The 15,996-nt window shown below is 39.9% G+C and carries 14 protein-coding genes and 1 riboswitch; of the genes, 13 read left to right on the forward strand and 1 reads right to left on the reverse strand.

Annotation, left to right across the window (positions count from 1 at the left end):
- The first annotated feature begins 94 nt into the window (after positions 1–94).
- From QM351_RS06400 to rpsD, 12 genes are all read left to right on the forward strand, one after another.
- A complete protein-coding gene (locus QM351_RS06400; RefSeq protein ID WP_003009194.1) occupies positions 95–637 on the forward strand; it encodes a LysM peptidoglycan-binding domain-containing protein in 543 nt (180 codons plus the stop codon).
- A gap of 204 nt (positions 638–841) precedes the next feature.
- Positions 842–1,963 (forward strand): tRNA 2-thiouridine(34) synthase MnmA, encoded by a 1,122-nt coding sequence (gene mnmA, locus QM351_RS06405; RefSeq protein WP_414327037.1) that lies wholly within the window; start codon positions 842–844, stop codon positions 1,961–1,963.
- 136 nt (positions 1,964–2,099) lie between these two features.
- Complete coding sequence (locus QM351_RS06410) at positions 2,100–2,555, forward strand: NUDIX hydrolase (RefSeq protein ID WP_155168208.1); 456 nt, start codon at positions 2,100–2,102, stop codon at positions 2,553–2,555.
- Between the two features lie 8 nt (positions 2,556–2,563).
- Entirely contained in the window at positions 2,564–4,474 is a 1,911-nt protein-coding gene (gene mnmG / locus QM351_RS06415; RefSeq protein ID WP_061455868.1) for a tRNA uridine-5-carboxymethylaminomethyl(34) synthesis enzyme MnmG, read from the forward strand.
- A gap of 194 nt (positions 4,475–4,668) precedes the next feature.
- On the forward strand, positions 4,669–6,648 hold the full coding sequence (locus QM351_RS06420; protein WP_414327038.1) for a DHH family phosphoesterase: 1,980 nt from the start codon (positions 4,669–4,671) through the stop codon (positions 6,646–6,648).
- On the forward strand, positions 6,645–7,097 hold the full coding sequence (gene rplI / locus QM351_RS06425) for a 50S ribosomal protein L9 (protein WP_003002156.1): 453 nt from the start codon (positions 6,645–6,647) through the stop codon (positions 7,095–7,097). The genes QM351_RS06420 and rplI overlap by 4 nt, the downstream gene beginning before the upstream one ends.
- 25 nt (positions 7,098–7,122) lie before the next feature.
- Positions 7,123–8,481 (forward strand): replicative DNA helicase, encoded by a 1,359-nt coding sequence (dnaB, locus tag QM351_RS06430; RefSeq protein ID WP_070449606.1) that lies wholly within the window; start codon positions 7,123–7,125, stop codon positions 8,479–8,481.
- Position 8,482: 1 nt separating this feature from the next.
- Complete coding sequence (locus QM351_RS06435) at positions 8,483–8,755, forward strand: Veg family protein (protein WP_003009183.1); 273 nt, start codon at positions 8,483–8,485, stop codon at positions 8,753–8,755.
- A 34-nt stretch (positions 8,756–8,789) separates the two neighbouring features.
- Positions 8,790–8,891: riboswitch (TPP riboswitch) on the forward strand.
- A 74-nt stretch (positions 8,892–8,965) separates the two neighbouring features.
- Positions 8,966–9,724 (forward strand): ABC transporter permease, encoded by a 759-nt coding sequence (locus QM351_RS06440; protein WP_155200082.1) that lies wholly within the window; start codon positions 8,966–8,968, stop codon positions 9,722–9,724.
- Between the two features lie 57 nt (positions 9,725–9,781).
- Positions 9,782–10,777 (forward strand): ABC transporter substrate-binding protein, encoded by a 996-nt coding sequence (locus QM351_RS06445; protein WP_023919971.1) that lies wholly within the window; start codon positions 9,782–9,784, stop codon positions 10,775–10,777.
- Complete coding sequence (locus tag QM351_RS06450; protein ID WP_414327039.1) at positions 10,770–11,501, forward strand: ABC transporter ATP-binding protein; 732 nt, start codon at positions 10,770–10,772, stop codon at positions 11,499–11,501. The genes QM351_RS06445 and QM351_RS06450 overlap by 8 nt, the downstream gene beginning before the upstream one ends.
- A 205-nt stretch (positions 11,502–11,706) precedes the next feature.
- Complete coding sequence (gene rpsD / locus QM351_RS06455) at positions 11,707–12,318, forward strand: 30S ribosomal protein S4 (protein WP_003002210.1); 612 nt, start codon at positions 11,707–11,709, stop codon at positions 12,316–12,318.
- Between the two features lie 150 nt (positions 12,319–12,468).
- Here the strand turns inward: rpsD and QM351_RS06460 are convergent, their stop codons facing one another.
- The gene (locus tag QM351_RS06460; RefSeq protein ID WP_003001962.1) at positions 12,469–13,002 is read right to left on the reverse strand and encodes a TetR/AcrR family transcriptional regulator; all 534 of its coding nucleotides are present in this window, start codon (positions 13,000–13,002) and stop codon (positions 12,469–12,471) included.
- 134 nt (positions 13,003–13,136) lie between these two features.
- Between QM351_RS06460 and QM351_RS06465 the strand changes: the two genes are divergently transcribed.
- Positions 13,137–15,932, forward strand: coding sequence for a YhgE/Pip family protein (locus QM351_RS06465; RefSeq protein WP_414327040.1), 2,796 nt, complete (start codon positions 13,137–13,139; stop codon positions 15,930–15,932).
- Positions 15,933–15,996: the final 64 nt, after the last annotated feature.

Consider the following 15,996-nt stretch of genomic DNA (forward strand, 5'->3'; position numbering starts at 1 on the left):
TAACATCTGACTGAAATATTTGACACATTATTTCAATAAATATGAAATATTTCTTGTGTAGTATAGAGGTATACCAATAAAGGAGTATATAATAATGAATAAAAAACAAATGATGAAACGAATTATTGGACTTAGTTTACTTGCAGGACTTTTCCTTCCAATTGTAGCGAATGCAGATTCTTATACTGTAAAATCAGGTGATACTTTATCAGCTATTGCTAAAGAGAAGAACACAACGGTTGATGCAATTGCTAAGAAAAATAAGATTAGTAACGTGAATCTCATCTCAGTTGGTCAAGTTCTTGAAATTGAAGATGCAAATACAACGCAGAAAACCACGGAGCAAGCTCCTGCTAGTAAAACGGATACTACACAAGCAACAACTACTGTCTCTGCTTCAGATGGCTTGAGTGCGGAAGATGCAGCTGCTAAGGAATGGATTGCCCAAAAAGAGTCAAGTGGTAGTTATACAGCACAAAATGGCCAATATTATGGTCGTTACCAATTGACTATCACTTATTTGAATGGTGATTTATCACCTGCAAACCAAGAAAAAGTGGCCAATCAATATGTTGTCAACCGTTATGGATCATGGTCAGCAGCTAAAAATTTCTGGTTGGCAAATGGCTGGTATTAAATTCGTTTAAAAAGAGTTCTTGAATAGGACTCTTTTTATATTTACAGACTTGTAAACCCATCGATCCTGATCAACAAAAAGAATAGTAAGATGCTTGTTTTCTAATATAAAGCGTGTTAAAATGGTAACTGCTCAAAACGACCTTCAATCGTTGAAGCAAACCACGACCTTCAATCGTGAGAAACGAAAAGATGGGAGAAATCTATGAGTGATAACTCGAAAACACGTGTTGTTGTTGGTATGAGTGGTGGTGTGGATTCATCTGTAACAGCTTTATTATTAAAGCAACAGGGTTACGATGTCATCGGCATCTTCATGAAAAACTGGGACGACACAGACGAAAATGGCGTCTGTACAGCTACAGAAGATTACAAAGATGTAGCAGCGGTCGCAGACCAAATTGGCATTCCTTACTATTCTGTCAACTTTGAGAAAGAATACTGGGATCGTGTCTTTGAATATTTCCTTGCTGAATACCGAGCTGGTCGAACACCAAATCCGGATGTCATGTGTAATAAGGAAATCAAATTTAAGGCCTTTTTAGATTATGCTATGACACTCGGTGCAGATTATGTGGCCACAGGGCACTATGCGCGCGTGTCGCATGATGAGGATGGTATTGTCCATATGTTACGTGGCGTTGACAACGGGAAGGATCAAACTTATTTCTTAAGCCAACTGTCACAAGAACAACTTCAAAAAACCATGTTCCCATTGGGACATTTGGAAAAGCCTGAGGTTCGCCGTCTAGCTGAAGAAGCTGGATTGGCAACAGCTAAAAAGAAAGACTCAACTGGAATTTGCTTTATCGGAGAAAAGAATTTCAAAGAATTTCTAGGGAACTACCTTCCTGCCCAACCAGGTCGAATGATGACCATCGATGGACGAGATATGGGTGAACATGCTGGTTTGATGTATTACACAATCGGTCAACGGGGTGGACTTGGAATTGGTGGCCAACAAGGTGGAGATAATGCTCCTTGGTTTGTAGTTGGTAAAGACCTCAGTCAAAATATTCTTTATGTCGGTCAAGGGTTCTACCATGAAGCATTGATGTCAACAAGTTTACAGGCTAGTCAAGTTCACTTTACACGAGATATGCCAGAAGAGTTGACATTAGAGTGTACAGCTAAGTTCCGCTATCGTCAGCCTGACTCCAAGGTGACTGTACACGTTAAAGGTGACAAGGCAGAAGTGATTTTCGCAGAACCTCAACGAGCCATTACACCAGGACAAGCTGTTGTCTTTTACGACGGTGAAGAGTGTCTAGGCGGAGGCTTGATTGACAATGCTTATCGGGATGGAAAAGTTTGTCAGTATATTTAATTGACAAAATTTCTCAATTTGCTACAATAATAAAAGCAATAGAAATGATGGTCAAAGCTCATGGATGTTGCAGGCTTTTTTGTCCTGCACTTCTCAGAGTTTTGACTATTTTTGTGTGATTTCGAAAGGAAGTAAAATGAGGCAACAGGATTTTCGGACGAAAATAGGTTCTACTGTTTTTGGTGTGAGAGCGACTGCTTTGATTGTAAAAGATAATCGCTTGTTCGTCATAGAAGATGAGGACGGCTGTTATACAATCGGAGGTGCTATTCAAGTCAATGAAACTACAGAAGATGCTGTAGTTCGGGAAGTCAAAGAGGAACTTGGTGTTACATCTAAAGCAGGTCCACTAGCTTTCGTGGTTGAAAATCACTTTGAACAAGCTGGAATCCACTACCATAACATTGAATTTCATTATTTTGTAGACTTGCTGGAAGATGCACCTTTGGTCATGCAGGAAGATACAAAGCAATTACCTTGTCGTTGGATTGCTTTAGATGATTTACATACTGTTGACCTGAAACCGGCTTTTTTAAAATCGGCCCTACCAGAATGGGACGGAAAATTACGACACATCCATCTTGAAAAATAGGAGAAAAAATGACTTATAATTTTATTGAAGAATACGATATCATTGTAATCGGTGCGGGGCATGCGGGAGTAGAAGCCTCTCTAGCTGCTAGCCGTATGGGTTGTAAGGTCTTACTTGCGACTATTAACATTGAAATGCTGGCTTTTATGCCTTGTAATCCCTCTATCGGTGGTTCTGCTAAGGGGATTGTCGTGCGTGAAGTCGATGCCCTCGGTGGAGAAATGGCGAAAAACATCGACAAGACCTACATCCAAATGAAAATGCTCAATACTGGTAAAGGTCCTGCGGTTCGTGCACTTCGAGCTCAAGCAGACAAGGAACTTTACTCAAAAGAAATGCGGAAAACGGTTGAAAACCAAGAAAATTTAACTCTTCGCCAAACTATGATTGATGAGATTTTGGTGGAGAATGGTAAGGTTGTTGGTGTAAGGACTGCGACTCACCAAGAGTATGGGGCAAAGGCTGTTATTGTCACTACTGGGACAGCTTTACGCGGAGAAATTATCATTGGAGATCTCAAGTATTCGTCAGGACCTAATCATAGTCTAGCTTCTATCAATTTAGCCGATAATCTCAAACAGCTAGGATTAGAAATTGGACGTTTCAAAACAGGGACGCCACCTCGTGTAAAGGCATCGTCAATTAATTATGACGAAACGGAAATTCAACCTGGAGATGAAGCTCCAAATCATTTTTCTTATACATCGCGTGATGAAGATTATGTAAAGGATCAGGTTCCTTGTTGGTTGACTTATACGAATGGGCATAGCCATGAAATTATACAAAATAATTTACACCGTGCACCTATGTTTACAGGGGTTGTAAAAGGAGTGGGTCCTCGCTATTGTCCGTCCATTGAGGATAAAATTGTCCGTTTTGCTGACAAAGAGCGTCATCAACTATTTTTAGAACCTGAGGGACGAAATACAGAAGAAGTCTATGTTCAAGGGCTGTCGACGAGTTTACCAGAGGATGTTCAACGGGATCTCGTCCATTCTATTAAGGGACTTGAGAAGGCAGAAATGATGCGAACGGGTTATGCAATTGAGTATGATATGGTTTTGCCTCATCAATTGCGCGCAACTTTGGAAACCAAGAAAATTTCAGGTCTCTTTACAGCTGGCCAAACCAATGGAACGTCTGGCTATGAGGAGGCCGCTGGTCAAGGGATTATTGCAGGGATCAATGCGGCTCTAAAAATCCAAGGAAAACCAGAACTCATTTTGAAACGCAGTGATGGTTATATTGGGGTCATGATCGATGATTTGGTAACAAAGGGAACGATCGAACCGTATCGTTTGTTAACAAGCCGTGCAGAATACCGTCTGATTTTGCGTCATGATAATGCCGATATGCGCTTGACAGAAATGGGACGAGCAATTGGATTGGTAGATGATGAACGTTGGCAACGTTTCGAAACCAAGAAGTATCAGTTTGAAAACGAGATGAAGCGTTTGGATAGCATTAAGTTAAAGCCTGTAAAGGAAACCAATGAGAAGGTTGCTGCAATGGGCTTTAAACCATTGACAGATGCTGTCACTGCTAAAGAATTCTTGCGAAGACCAGAGGTCTCTTACCAAGATGTGGTAGAATTTATCGGTCCTGCAGCTGAAGAACTGGATGATAAAATCATTGAATTGATTGAAACTGAAATTAAATACGAAGGCTATATCTCAAAAGCAATGGACCAAGTCGAAAAAATGAAGCGTATGGAAGAAAAACGAATTCCTGCGAATATTGACTGGGATGATATTGACTCTATTGCAACCGAAGCGCGTCAAAAATTTAAATTAATTAATCCAGAAACGATTGGTCAAGCAAGTCGTATCTCAGGTGTCAATCCAGCGGATATCTCTATTTTAATGGTTTACTTGGAAGGTAAATCTCGGAGTATCTCCAAAAACAAAGCAAACCACTAATCAAATGGGGCTGAGATGATGTTTCAGCCTCAATTTTATGGGTTGAAATCTGTTGTTGCTGTTTACACAGTTGTAAACCTTGTTTACAAAGTAGTGAAGCCGAGGAAGAGCTTTTACAGGTCGATCTTCTCTGTAATATAGAGAGAAACCTCGCTTTTTACCTCTATTTATGGTATAATTCCGAGAAGAGGTTTATGATGAAAAAATTTCGTTTATCGTTCATCCATTATGTGTTAATTGGTTTTATTTCATTTGCAATTTTAGCAATTTTTTTAAGAATCTTTGGCAAAGGCTATGTAACTCTCATTGCAATTTTTTTAGTCTTAGCTGGATTGATTGCTTTATTTGAATACCAGTTACAAATTTCAGAGTTAGATGAATTAGAACAAATACAATATGTTAACCATCAGGCAGAAAGCGGATTAGCATCCCTCCTTGATAAAATGCCTGTTGGAGTTATCAAGATTAATGAAGAATCAAATGAAGTAGAGTGGTTCAACCCTTATGCTGAATTGATTTTTTCAACAGATGATGGAGACTTTGATGTTGAATCCTTGAAAAAGTTACTCAATACTCTGTTTGAGGATAAAGGTCATTATGTCACTGTAGCCGATAAGAAATATTCTGTTTACTTTGATCAGACGTCTAGTGTTGTTTACTTTTTTGATGTTTCAAGTGAGTATGAAGCAACTGTGGGATTGGTGACAACTCGTCCCGTTATCGGTATTATTTCTGTTGATAACTATGATGATCTAGAAGATGTCATTTCAGACTCTGATATTAGCAATATCAATAGTTTTATTGCCAACTTTGTAGAAGAGTTTACAGCTCATTACCATATGTTTTACAGACGTGTGGGGATGGATCGTTTCTATTTGTTTACAGACTACACGGTCTTAGAACAGTTGATGGAATCAAAATTTTCTGTCATCGATCAATTCCGTGAAGAAGCTAAAAATCGTGAGCTACCTATTACCTTAAGTATGGGATTCTCGTATGGTGACGGGGAGCATGATGAGATTGGTAAAGTGGCTCTCTTGAACCTAAACCTTGCGGAAGTTCGTGGTGGGGATCAAGCGGTTGTCAAAGAAAATGATGAACAGAAAAACCCTATTTTCTTTGGTGGGGGAACAGCTTCGGCTGTGAAGCGGACTCGGACTCGCACACGCGCTATGATGACAGCTATTTCGGATAAGATTAAATCCGTTGATCAAGTTTTCATTGTTGGGCATAGAAACTTGGATATGGACGCTTTAGGAGCGTCTGTGGGAATGCAGTTTTTCTCTAGCAATATTTTGGCTTCCTCTTATGTGGTCTATGACCCGCATGCAATGGCTAGTGATATTTCAAGAGCAATTGCGAAACTAGAAGAAGAGCAGGTAACGAAAATCCTTCCCCTAGAGGAAGCCATGCAAATGGTGACGGATCGCTCTTTGTTAATTATGGTTGACCATTCTAAGACAGCTTTGACCCTTTCTAAAGAATTTTATCAGAAATTTCAACAGATTATTGTCATTGACCATCACCGTCGGGATGATGATTTCCCTGAAAATGTTCTGATCACCTATATTGAAAGTGGAGCAAGTAGCGCGAGCGAATTGGTTAGTGAACTTATTCAGTTCCAGAAGTCGAAGAAAAATCGGTTGACGAAGATTCAAGCTAGTGTCTTGATGGCTGGGATCATGCTGGATACTAAGAACTTCTCCGCACGTGTTACGAGTCGGACCTTTGATGTGGCGAGTTACCTTCGTTCAAGAGGTAGTGATAGTGTAACCATCCAGGAGATCTCTGCGATTCAGTTTGATGAGTACCGCGAAGTGAACGAACTGATCTTGACTGGTGAAAAGATTTTGCCACATATCATCGTAGCTTGTGCCAATACGACTAAAGCCTATGATTCAGTAACTATTAGTAAAGCAGCTGATAGTATGCTAGCCATGTCTGAGGTGGAAGCAACCTTTGTCATTGCTTGTAATCAAAGTGGGACTGTCTCGATTTCTGCACGAAGTCGAAGCAAAGTCAATGTACAGCGTATCATGGAACAGCTTGGCGGAGGAGGTCATTTCAACTCGGCAGCCTCTCAAATTGAGGGTCAAGATTTGATGAGTATTCGTCAACAACTGATTGAGACGATTGAAAACGAAGTAACTATTGAAAAGGAGAATGTAGAATGAAAGTTATTTTCTTAGCGGATGTAAAAGGTAAAGGTAAAAAAGGCGAAATTAAAGAAGTACCTACTGGTTATGCACAAAACTTTTTGATCAAGAAAAATCTTGCGAAAGAAGCCAATGCCCAAGCAATCGGTGAACTTCGTGGAAAGCAAAAGTCAGAAGAAAAAGCGCATGCTGAATTGTTAGCGGAAGCGCAAAAGATTAAAGCAAAATTAGAAGAAGAAGCAACTGTTGTTCAATTTACTGAAAAAATTGGGCCAGATGGCCGTACCTTCGGCTCTATTACCAATAAAAAGATTGCAGAAGAGCTTGAGAAACAATTTGGCATTAAAATTGATAAACGTCATATCCAAGTTTCCTCTCCAATTCGTTCAACAGGTTTGATTGACGTCCCTGTAAAAATTTATCAAGATGTTACAGGTGTGATTAATATTCGTGTAAACGAAGGATAAACACGATCGATAGAAAGGTTTTTTTATGGCTGAGATAGAGGAATTACGAACACAACCTCAGGATATCCAAGCGGAGCAATCAGTGTTGGGAGCCATCTTTATTGATGAGGGGAAATTGGTCTTTGTTCGTGAATATATCGAGCCTGGCGATTTCTTTAAGTACTCGCACCGTTTGATTTTTAAAGCCATGATCGATCTAGCTGACCGCGGGGATGCGATTGATGCAACGACTGTTCGAAATATTTTAGATAGTCAGGGGGATCTCCAAAATATTGGCGGTCTCTCCTATTTGGTTGAAGTCATTAATTCGGTACCAACTTCAGCTAACGCAGAGTATTACGCGAAGATTGTTGCCGAAAAAGCTGTCTTACGTCGGTTGATCTCTCGATTAACGGAAAGTATTAATCAAGCTTATGATGGTGCAAGTCCTTCAGATGAAATCATTGCGGGTGCTGAAAAAGCTCTGATTGATGTTAGTGAAAACGCAAATCGTAGTGGATTTAAAAATATTCGAGACATCTTAAATATAAATTTTGGTAGCTTAGAAGCCCGCTCGCTTCAAACCACTGATATTACGGGTATTGCGACAGGCTATCGCGATTTGGACCATATGACGACGGGGCTACATGAGGAAGAGTTGATTATTTTAGCAGCTCGTCCCGCAGTAGGGAAAACAGCCTTTGCTCTAAATATTGCTCAAAATATCGGGACAAAGTTGGATAAGACAGTGGCTATTTTCTCATTAGAAATGGGTGCTGAAAGTTTGGTAGACCGGATGCTAGCTGCTGAAGGCTTGATTGAATCCCATTCGATTCGTACAGGTCAATTGACGGATGAAGAGTGGCGAAAATATGCTATTGCTCAAGGGAATTTGGCCAATGCGAGTATTTACATTGATGATACTCCGGGAATTCGGATCACTGAGATTCGTTCGAGAGCAAGAAAATTAGCGCAGGAAACAGGGAATCTCGGTCTTATTCTGATTGACTACCTGCAGCTGATTACAGGGACTGGAAGAGAAAACCGTCAACAGGAAGTTTCAGAAATTTCTCGTCAGTTAAAAATTTTGGCTAAGGAACTAAAAGTTCCCGTCATTGCTTTGAGTCAGCTATCACGTGGTGTGGAACAGCGCCAAGATAAACGTCCGGTTCTTTCTGATATTCGTGAATCTGGATCGATTGAACAGGATGCGGATATTGTTGCTTTCTTGTACCGTGATGATTATTATGATCGAGCTGGTGAAGAGGAAGAAGACGGAATGCCTAATAATACGGTTGAAGTGATTATCGAGAAAAACCGTTCAGGTGCGCGTGGGACAGTCGAATTAATATTCCAAAAGGAATATAATAAATTCTCAAGTATTTCAAAGAGAGAGGATCAATAAGATGAGTGATGCATTTACAGATGTTGCAAAAATGAAAAAAATTAAGGAAGAAATTAAGGCCCATGAAGGACAAGTGGTTGAAATGACGCTTGAAAATGGACGGAAACGTCAAAAAAATAAATTTGGACGCTTGATTGAGGTCTATCCTTCTTTATTTATTATCGAGTATACGAACGACAATAGCTTACCAGGTGAACCGGCCAATACCTACGTGGAGTCTTACACCTATTCAGATATTTTGACAGAGAAGAATTTAATTCGTTATTTGGATTAATTTCTTGCTTTTATCGTCAAAATCAGTTATTATAATAAATACATATGGGAGTCTGTGTACAGTCTGAGAGGAAGTGTAAGCTTCGACCGCACCTGATCTGGGTAATGCCAGCGTAGGAAACAAATGAAATGTATTTTTCGTTATGAGTGACCTTGTGCAATACGTCTCCTATTTTGGAGGCGTTTTTTATTTGTGAGAAAGGAGGTTACGATGTCTCTTGTAAAAAGATATTCAAAACAGTTGATAGGATTTGCAGGTTTTAGCAGCCTTCTTATCTTATGGCAGTTAGCAGGATTTTTAAATGTCCTCCCAAAATTTGTATTACCAACGCCACTTGAAATTGGGAATGCCTTTGTACGAGATCGAGCTCTCCTGATTCATCACAGTTTGTCTACCCTTCAAGTGGCCTTGATCGGACTTGTTATAGGGGTTCTTCTTGCTGCTGGCTTTGCGATTCTCATGGATAGTTTTCAATGGGTGAATGATCTGGTCTATCCTTTTATGGTTGTTATTCAAACCATTCCGACGATTGCCTTGGCCCCTATCCTGGTTCTTTGGTTTGGTTATGGTATGCTTCCAAAACTGGTTTTGATCATTATTACGGTGGTATTTCCCATCGTAGTTAGTTTCTTAGATGGTTTTCGGCATTGCGATCAAGACATTCTGAGATTGTTTCAGATTATGCAAGCCAATCGCTTTCAGACCTTAGTTCATTATAAAATTCCTGCAGCGCTTCCTTATTTTTTTGCAGGCTTACGTGTGAGCGTTTCCTATGCTTTTATCAGTACGGTAGTTTCAGAATGGTTAGGAGGTTTTGATGGATTGGGGGTCTATATGATCCAATCGAAGAAGTTATTTCAGTATGATACGATGTTTGCGATCATTGTATTGATTTCTGCTATTAGTTTACTCGGTATGTTTCTCGTTGACCAATTAGAAAAAAACATTCTAAAATGGAAAAAGGATTGACAAACTTGTAAATGGTGTAAAAATTAAATTGACAAAAATGTAAAAGAGGTATAGCTAATGAAAAAGTCAATAGGTTTATTTTTCTCAATAATATTGGGATTTGTTTTCTTGAGTGCTTGTCAAAATTCTGTCAAGCAATCGTCAAGTGGTTTGAAAAAGATTGATTTTATTCTAGATTGGACCCCGAATACCAATCATACGGGTCTCTATGTAGCAAAGGAAAAAGGGTACTTTAAAGAAGCAGGACTGGATGTAGATATAAAACTTCCTCCGGAAGACAGTAGTTCTGATTTGATTATCAATGGGAAAGCTCCATTTGGTATTTATTTCCAAGATTCTATGGCCAAGAAATTGGATAAAGGTGCGGGTATTACCGCTGTTGCAGCTATCGTCGAACACAATACGTCAGGAATTATTTCAAGAAAAGATGCAGCGATCACAAGTCCAAAAGATTTGGTTGGTAAGAAGTATGGTACCTGGAATGATCCAATTGAGTTGGAAATGATCAAATCGATGATGAAAAAAGAGGGGGCTGATTTTAATCAAGTAAAATTGGTTCCAAATAGTGATTCAAATTCTATTACTCCGATTGAAAATAAGGTCTTTGATGCTGCTTGGATTTATCATGGTTGGGATGGAATTTTGGCTGAGCAAAAGGGAATGAAGACAAATTTCTTCTATATGAAAGATTTTGTTCCTGCATTTGACTACTATTCGCCTGTTATTATTGTTAACAATGACTATTTAAAGTCTCATAAAGAGGAAGCAAAAAAATTCATTCAGGCGGTGAAAAAAGGCTACCAATATGCTATAGAGCATCCAGAAGAAGCTGCGGATATCTTGATCAAACAGGCCCCTGCCTTAGCTAACCAGCGTGATTTTGTACTTGCTTCCCAAAAATATCTTTCCAGTCAATATGCTTCAGACAAGGATAAATGGGGGCAGTTTGACTCCAAGCGTTGGAATGCTTTTTATGCTTGGGCAAAAGAGCAAGGATTGGTTTCAAATGACTTAGAAGACAAAGGTTTCACAAATGAATTGGTAGGTGACTGATATTTTAACCGTAAAAGATGTAAGTTTCTCTTTTGGAGATAAAGCAGTTTTAAACAATGTATCACTAGAAGTGCAAAAAGGAGAAATCGTCTCTATTCTAGGTCCAAGTGGGGTAGGGAAATCAACCTTGTTTAATTTAATTGCTGGGATCCTTCCCTTACAAAAGGGCGCAATAGAAGTAGATAATGCCCCGATCTCCTTTGGGAAAGTCAGCTATATGCTACAAAAAGATCTTTTGTTGGAACATAAGACAGTATTGGGAAATATTATTCTTCCCCTTCAATTAAAAAAGATTCCTAAGGAAGAGGCGACATCTACAGCTCTAAAATTGTTAGATGAATTTAAATTAGGAAGTATCGCCAACCTTTATCCCAATGCCCTGAGTGGGGGGATGCGGCAACGGGTGGCGCTATTGAGAACCTATCTTCTGGGTCATTCTGTCTTCCTATTAGATGAAGCTTTTAGTGCCTTAGATGAATTGACAAGGCAGGATCTTTATCACTGGTATCTAGACAGTAAGGAACGTCTTGGTCTCACCACTCTAGTGATCACTCATAGTATCGAAGAAGCTTTGACATTGAGTGACCGGATCTATATCTTAAATCATAATCCCGGTGAAATTATTGCAGATCTTCCTTTAAAATGGGATCCAGCAACGGATAGAGACTGGCAACAATTGCAATATAAAAAACGAATCATAGAATTATTGTCTGAATTTCATTGAAATTGTTTTGAAGGACTTTACAAAGTTTCTATTCCGTGATAGAATAGAATTTGTGCGAAATGACAGCAGGACAAAATGAAGCTCGTCAACAGGAAGTCAGCTAGAAAAGTAACCTTTGCTGTTTGGGCGAAGGCTTTCTGAACGAATCAGGTTTGTCTAAAACGTTATTTCCTACAAAAATTATTTTTATAGGAGGACATTTCAAATGTCACGTTATACAGGACCATCTTGGAAACAATCTCGCCGTCTTGGCTTGTCACTTACAGGTACAGGTAAAGAATTGGCACGTCGTAACTACGTACCAGGTCAACACGGACCAAACAACCGTTCAAAATTGTCAGAATACGGTTTGCAGTTAGCTGAAAAACAAAAACTTCGTTTCTCTTACGGACTTGGTGAAAAACAATTCCGTAACTTGTTCGTACAAGCTACTAAAGTTAAAGAAGGAACTGTCGGTTTCAACTTCATGCTTCTTTTGGAACGTCGTTTGGATAACGTTGTTTACCGTCTTGGACTTGCGACTACTCGTCGTCAAGCTCGTCAATTCGTTAACCACGGTCACATCCTTGTTGACGGAAAACGCGTTGATATCCCTTCATACCGCGTAACTCCAGGTCAAGTGATCTCAGTTCGCGAAAAATCAGCTAAAGTTCCAGCTATCCTTGAAGCTGTTGAAGCTACAGTTGGACGTCCAGCATTCGTATCATTCGATGCTGACAAACTTGAAGGTTCATTGACTCGCCTTCCAGAACGCGATGAAATCAACCCAGAAATCAACGAAGCACTTGTCGTAGAATTCTACAACAAAATGCTTTAATTTTAAGATATACTTTGCAGAAAGCCTACTACAGTGGGCTTTTTGTTTTGTCTTAAAGGGTTGATTTCTGGCTTTGCTCCCCTTTTTGTTTTCTTAAAACCTAAAACTGCTAATAAAAAAATCCTGATCTATCTAGATCAGGAGGCACTGTTACCGTAGCATTTTCATTAAAAATTCAGCCATTTGTTGAGGGCTTTCTTTTTTTCCCCGAGAAACCCACATTTGACAGACTCCGAAGAAGGCATTGGTCAGATAGACAGAACTGTAGACTCTTTCAATATCTGTTAATGATTTATGACTATAGCGCTCTTGCAAACTATCAACCAAAAGAATCTGTAATTTATGTCGTAAGAAGGTTTGGATCTCTTTGGTTCCATTCTCTGTCAGAAGAACCGCAAAGAGTGGCTCCTTGGTTAGAAATTCGAACACTTCTGTAATCGCTTGGCGCTTGTCATCTTGGTGTTTATCAAAGATATATTCAAGCTTGTGAAAGAGTGCTTGTTGGTAGCGCTCGATCATATCATACTTGTCTCGATAGTGGGTATAAAAGCTAGAGCGACTAATGCCGGATTCTTGTGCTAACTCAACCGTTGTGATTTGGTCGAATGATTCCTTTTCTAGTAGTCGAACCATCGCCTCCTCGATATTTCGTTTTGTTTTTAATCGTTTATTGCTCTCAGTCATCTGTTAATCCTTTTTGCACAAAAATATACACAGTGTCTAAAAATAAAGATTTCTTACTTGTGAAAATTTCTAGAAACTGTATAATCTATTATATCAGAAATTTAGACAATGTGTATAAAAAGGAGACAAAAAATATGATGAAAGAATGGAAGGCTATTCTTAAAAAGCCAACATTTATCATTGTCATGATTGGAGTTGCTTTGATTCCAGCTCTTTATAATATTATTTTTCTATCTTCCATGTGGGATCCATATGGCCAAGTTTCGGATCTTCCTGTAGCGGTTGTCAATAAGGATCAATCTGCTACATATAATGGACAAAAAATGGAAATCGGGAAAGACATGGTGTCCAATTTGAAGGACAATGACTCACTTGATTTTCATTTTGTAGATGAGAAAGCTGCGAAAGATGGTCTCAAAAATGGCGATTATTATATGATTGTAACCCTGCCTGAGGATCTTTCAAAAAAAGCTAGCTCCATCTTAACCAATCATCCGGAACAGATGACCATTGATTACCAAACATCCAGTGGTCATAGTTTTATCGCAGGGAAAATGAGTGACACTGCGATGACAAAAATGAAGCAGTCAGTGGCTGAAAAAGTGACCAGTACGTATACAACAGCTTTATTTTCTAAAATGGGATCGCTTAAAACTGGTATGGGGACAGCGGCAGATGGAAGTGCTAAATTAGCAGATGGTGCAAGTAAATTGGAAGATGGTGGTCAAACACTGTCTACTAATTTGAATACATTGGCTCGTTCAAGCTTAGCATTTTCAGATGGTGCAACCACTCTTCGTACGGGTCTTGCGGCTTATACAGATGGTGTTGGTCAATTAGGAAATGGTCTCAATCAAATGGCTGGTCAACTTCCAAACTTGGTATCTGGCGTCAATCAATTAAATAATGGGTTTGGTACTTTTAATACAGGCTTGATGGCTTACGCTACCGGAGTGGATCGATTAGGAAATGGTCTCAATCAAATGGCGAGTCAAACCCCTCAGTTGGCCTCAGGAGTTGGTCAATTAACCAGTGGTATGGGGACCCTCAATGATGGTCTTGGGAATTATACCAATGGTGTGCGTCAATTGAATTCAGGCCTGTCTAACTTTTCAAATGGTTTAGCAACCTATACAAATGGAGTCGCTACTTTATCAGAGGGAGCGGGTCAATTAAGTAGTCAATCTGCTACCCTTCGAAATGGGGTTTCACAATTAGAATCAGGTATTCAAACATTATCAAGCCAGCTACAAGCTTCTACAAGTCAATCTGCTCAGATTGATCAATTGGCAGCTGGTTTAAACCAATTAAATGCAGCGATTCAAAATGCTACAGTAGATACCAGTCAACTTTCGTCTGGATTGACGAGTATTGCGAATTCAGCTCAATCAATCCTTGCTTCAGCCCAAGCGGATCGTGCAAATGCCCTTGCAAGTGTGCAAGGAACAGCAGCCTATCAAGCAATGACAGCTGACCAACAAGCGGAGATCAATGCGGCGATCTCATCGAGCCCAAGCTCGAGTGAAACGGCGGCTCAAGGAATCTTGACAACGATTCAAACGATCCAAGGTAGTTTGAATACAGGAAATAGCTTGACACAACTGCAAACGGCAGCCAATCAAGTTTTACCGACAGCTTCTTCTACCTTGACAGACTTGTCAAGTGGCTTGTCTAAGATCCAATCCGCAGTTAGTGGACAATTGTTGCCAGCTAGTCAAACCATCAGTCAAGGGATCAGCGCTTATACAGCTGGTGTTGATAAAATCGCTAATGGAGCAACCCAACTTCAGACGAATAGCAGTACTTTAACAAATGGGGCTAGTCAGTTAGCAGCAGGTGTTGGTCAACTAGATAGTAAATCATCAGAATTACTTGCAGGAAGCAATCAATTAGCTTCTGGTCTAGGTGAGTTAAATGGGAAGATGCCTGCCTTGACATCAGGCATGAATCAACTGGCTTCAGGAGCGACCCAATTAACAGGTAAGTCGGGTGAATTGGTTGCTGGTGCTGGAAAATTAGCTGACGGTGTAGGACAATTGAACAGCAAGACTCCAGAGTTGGCAGGTGGTGTCAATAAACTTGTCACTGGTGTCAATCAGTTGACAGAAAAATCAGGTCAACTGGTGACCGGAGCTGATAAACTAGCCGACGGTGCAAATCAAATCTCAGATGGGTCCAGCAAATTAGCAGCAGGTGGCCAAGCATTGACAAATGGTTTAGGTGAATTAGCAACAGGAAGCCAAACCTTGAGTCAAGGATTAAACGATGCTAAGGGACAATTGAATGTGGCTACAACTGAAAAAGAAAACGCTAAAACCTTAGCAGATCCTGTCACTTTGTCTAAAACAGACCATGACAATGTCCCGGTGAATGGTGTCGGAATGGCTCCTTATATGATCTCTGTAGCACTCTTTGTTTGTGCCTTGTCAACCAATATGATCTTTGCAAAATTGCCATCCGGTCGTCATCCTGAAAGTCGCTGGGCATGGTTTAAATCTCGCTTTGAGGTCAACGGAACGATTGCGGTGATTGCAGGAGTCTTGGTCTATGGTGCCGTTCACTTGATTGGTTTATCAGCTAATCATGAGATGGCTACTCTCTTCCTTTGTGTGATTGGTAGTGTGGCCTTCATGTCTATCGTGACTGCTTTGACAACATGGCAAAGAAAGATCGGTGCTTTCTTTTCCTTGATCCTCTTGCTCTTGCAATTGGCTTCTAGTGCAGGAACCTATCCTCTTGCTTTGACAAATGGATTTTTCCAAGCCATTCATCCATTCTTGCCAATGAGTTATACCGTTTCTGGTCTTCGTCAAACGATTTCGATGACAGGAGAAATTGGAAATCAAGTGGCCTTCCTTCTGATGACTATTGCTCTTTTTGCAGGGCTAGGAATGTGGTTCTATAATCCAAAACAATATGAAGAGGACTAATCTTCGGGAACTCCCAACAGAATGTGTTGGGAGTTTTTTGTTTCATGTGAAACAAAAATTCTCG

Source organism: Streptococcus parasanguinis, from assembly GCF_047465465.1.
Classification (GTDB): Bacteria; Bacillota; Bacilli; order Lactobacillales; family Streptococcaceae; genus Streptococcus; species Streptococcus parasanguinis_AI.

Bases quoted from the DNA above. Each gene is read 5' to 3' on its own strand.
- QM351_RS06400 (WP_003009194.1), top strand. From the start codon at position 95: ATGAATAAAAAACAAATGATGAAACGAATTATTGGACTTAGTTTACTT.
- mnmA (WP_414327037.1), top strand. From the start codon at position 842: ATGAGTGATAACTCGAAAACACGTGTTGTTGTTGGTATGAGTGGTGGT.
- QM351_RS06410 (WP_155168208.1), top strand. From the start codon at position 2,100: ATGAGGCAACAGGATTTTCGGACGAAAATAGGTTCTACTGTTTTTGGT.
- mnmG (WP_061455868.1), top strand. From the start codon at position 2,564: ATGACTTATAATTTTATTGAAGAATACGATATCATTGTAATCGGTGCG.
- QM351_RS06420 (WP_414327038.1), top strand. From the start codon at position 4,669: ATGATGAAAAAATTTCGTTTATCGTTCATCCATTATGTGTTAATTGGT.
- rplI (WP_003002156.1), top strand. From the start codon at position 6,645: ATGAAAGTTATTTTCTTAGCGGATGTAAAAGGTAAAGGTAAAAAAGGC.
- dnaB (WP_070449606.1), top strand. From the start codon at position 7,123: ATGGCTGAGATAGAGGAATTACGAACACAACCTCAGGATATCCAAGCG.
- QM351_RS06435 (WP_003009183.1), top strand. From the start codon at position 8,483: ATGAGTGATGCATTTACAGATGTTGCAAAAATGAAAAAAATTAAGGAA.
- QM351_RS06440 (WP_155200082.1), top strand. From the start codon at position 8,966: ATGTCTCTTGTAAAAAGATATTCAAAACAGTTGATAGGATTTGCAGGT.
- QM351_RS06445 (WP_023919971.1), top strand. From the start codon at position 9,782: ATGAAAAAGTCAATAGGTTTATTTTTCTCAATAATATTGGGATTTGTT.
- rpsD (WP_003002210.1), top strand. From the start codon at position 11,707: ATGTCACGTTATACAGGACCATCTTGGAAACAATCTCGCCGTCTTGGC.
- QM351_RS06460 (WP_003001962.1), bottom strand. From the start codon at position 13,002: ATGACTGAGAGCAATAAACGATTAAAAACAAAACGAAATATCGAGGAG.
- QM351_RS06465 (WP_414327040.1), top strand. From the start codon at position 13,137: ATGATGAAAGAATGGAAGGCTATTCTTAAAAAGCCAACATTTATCATT.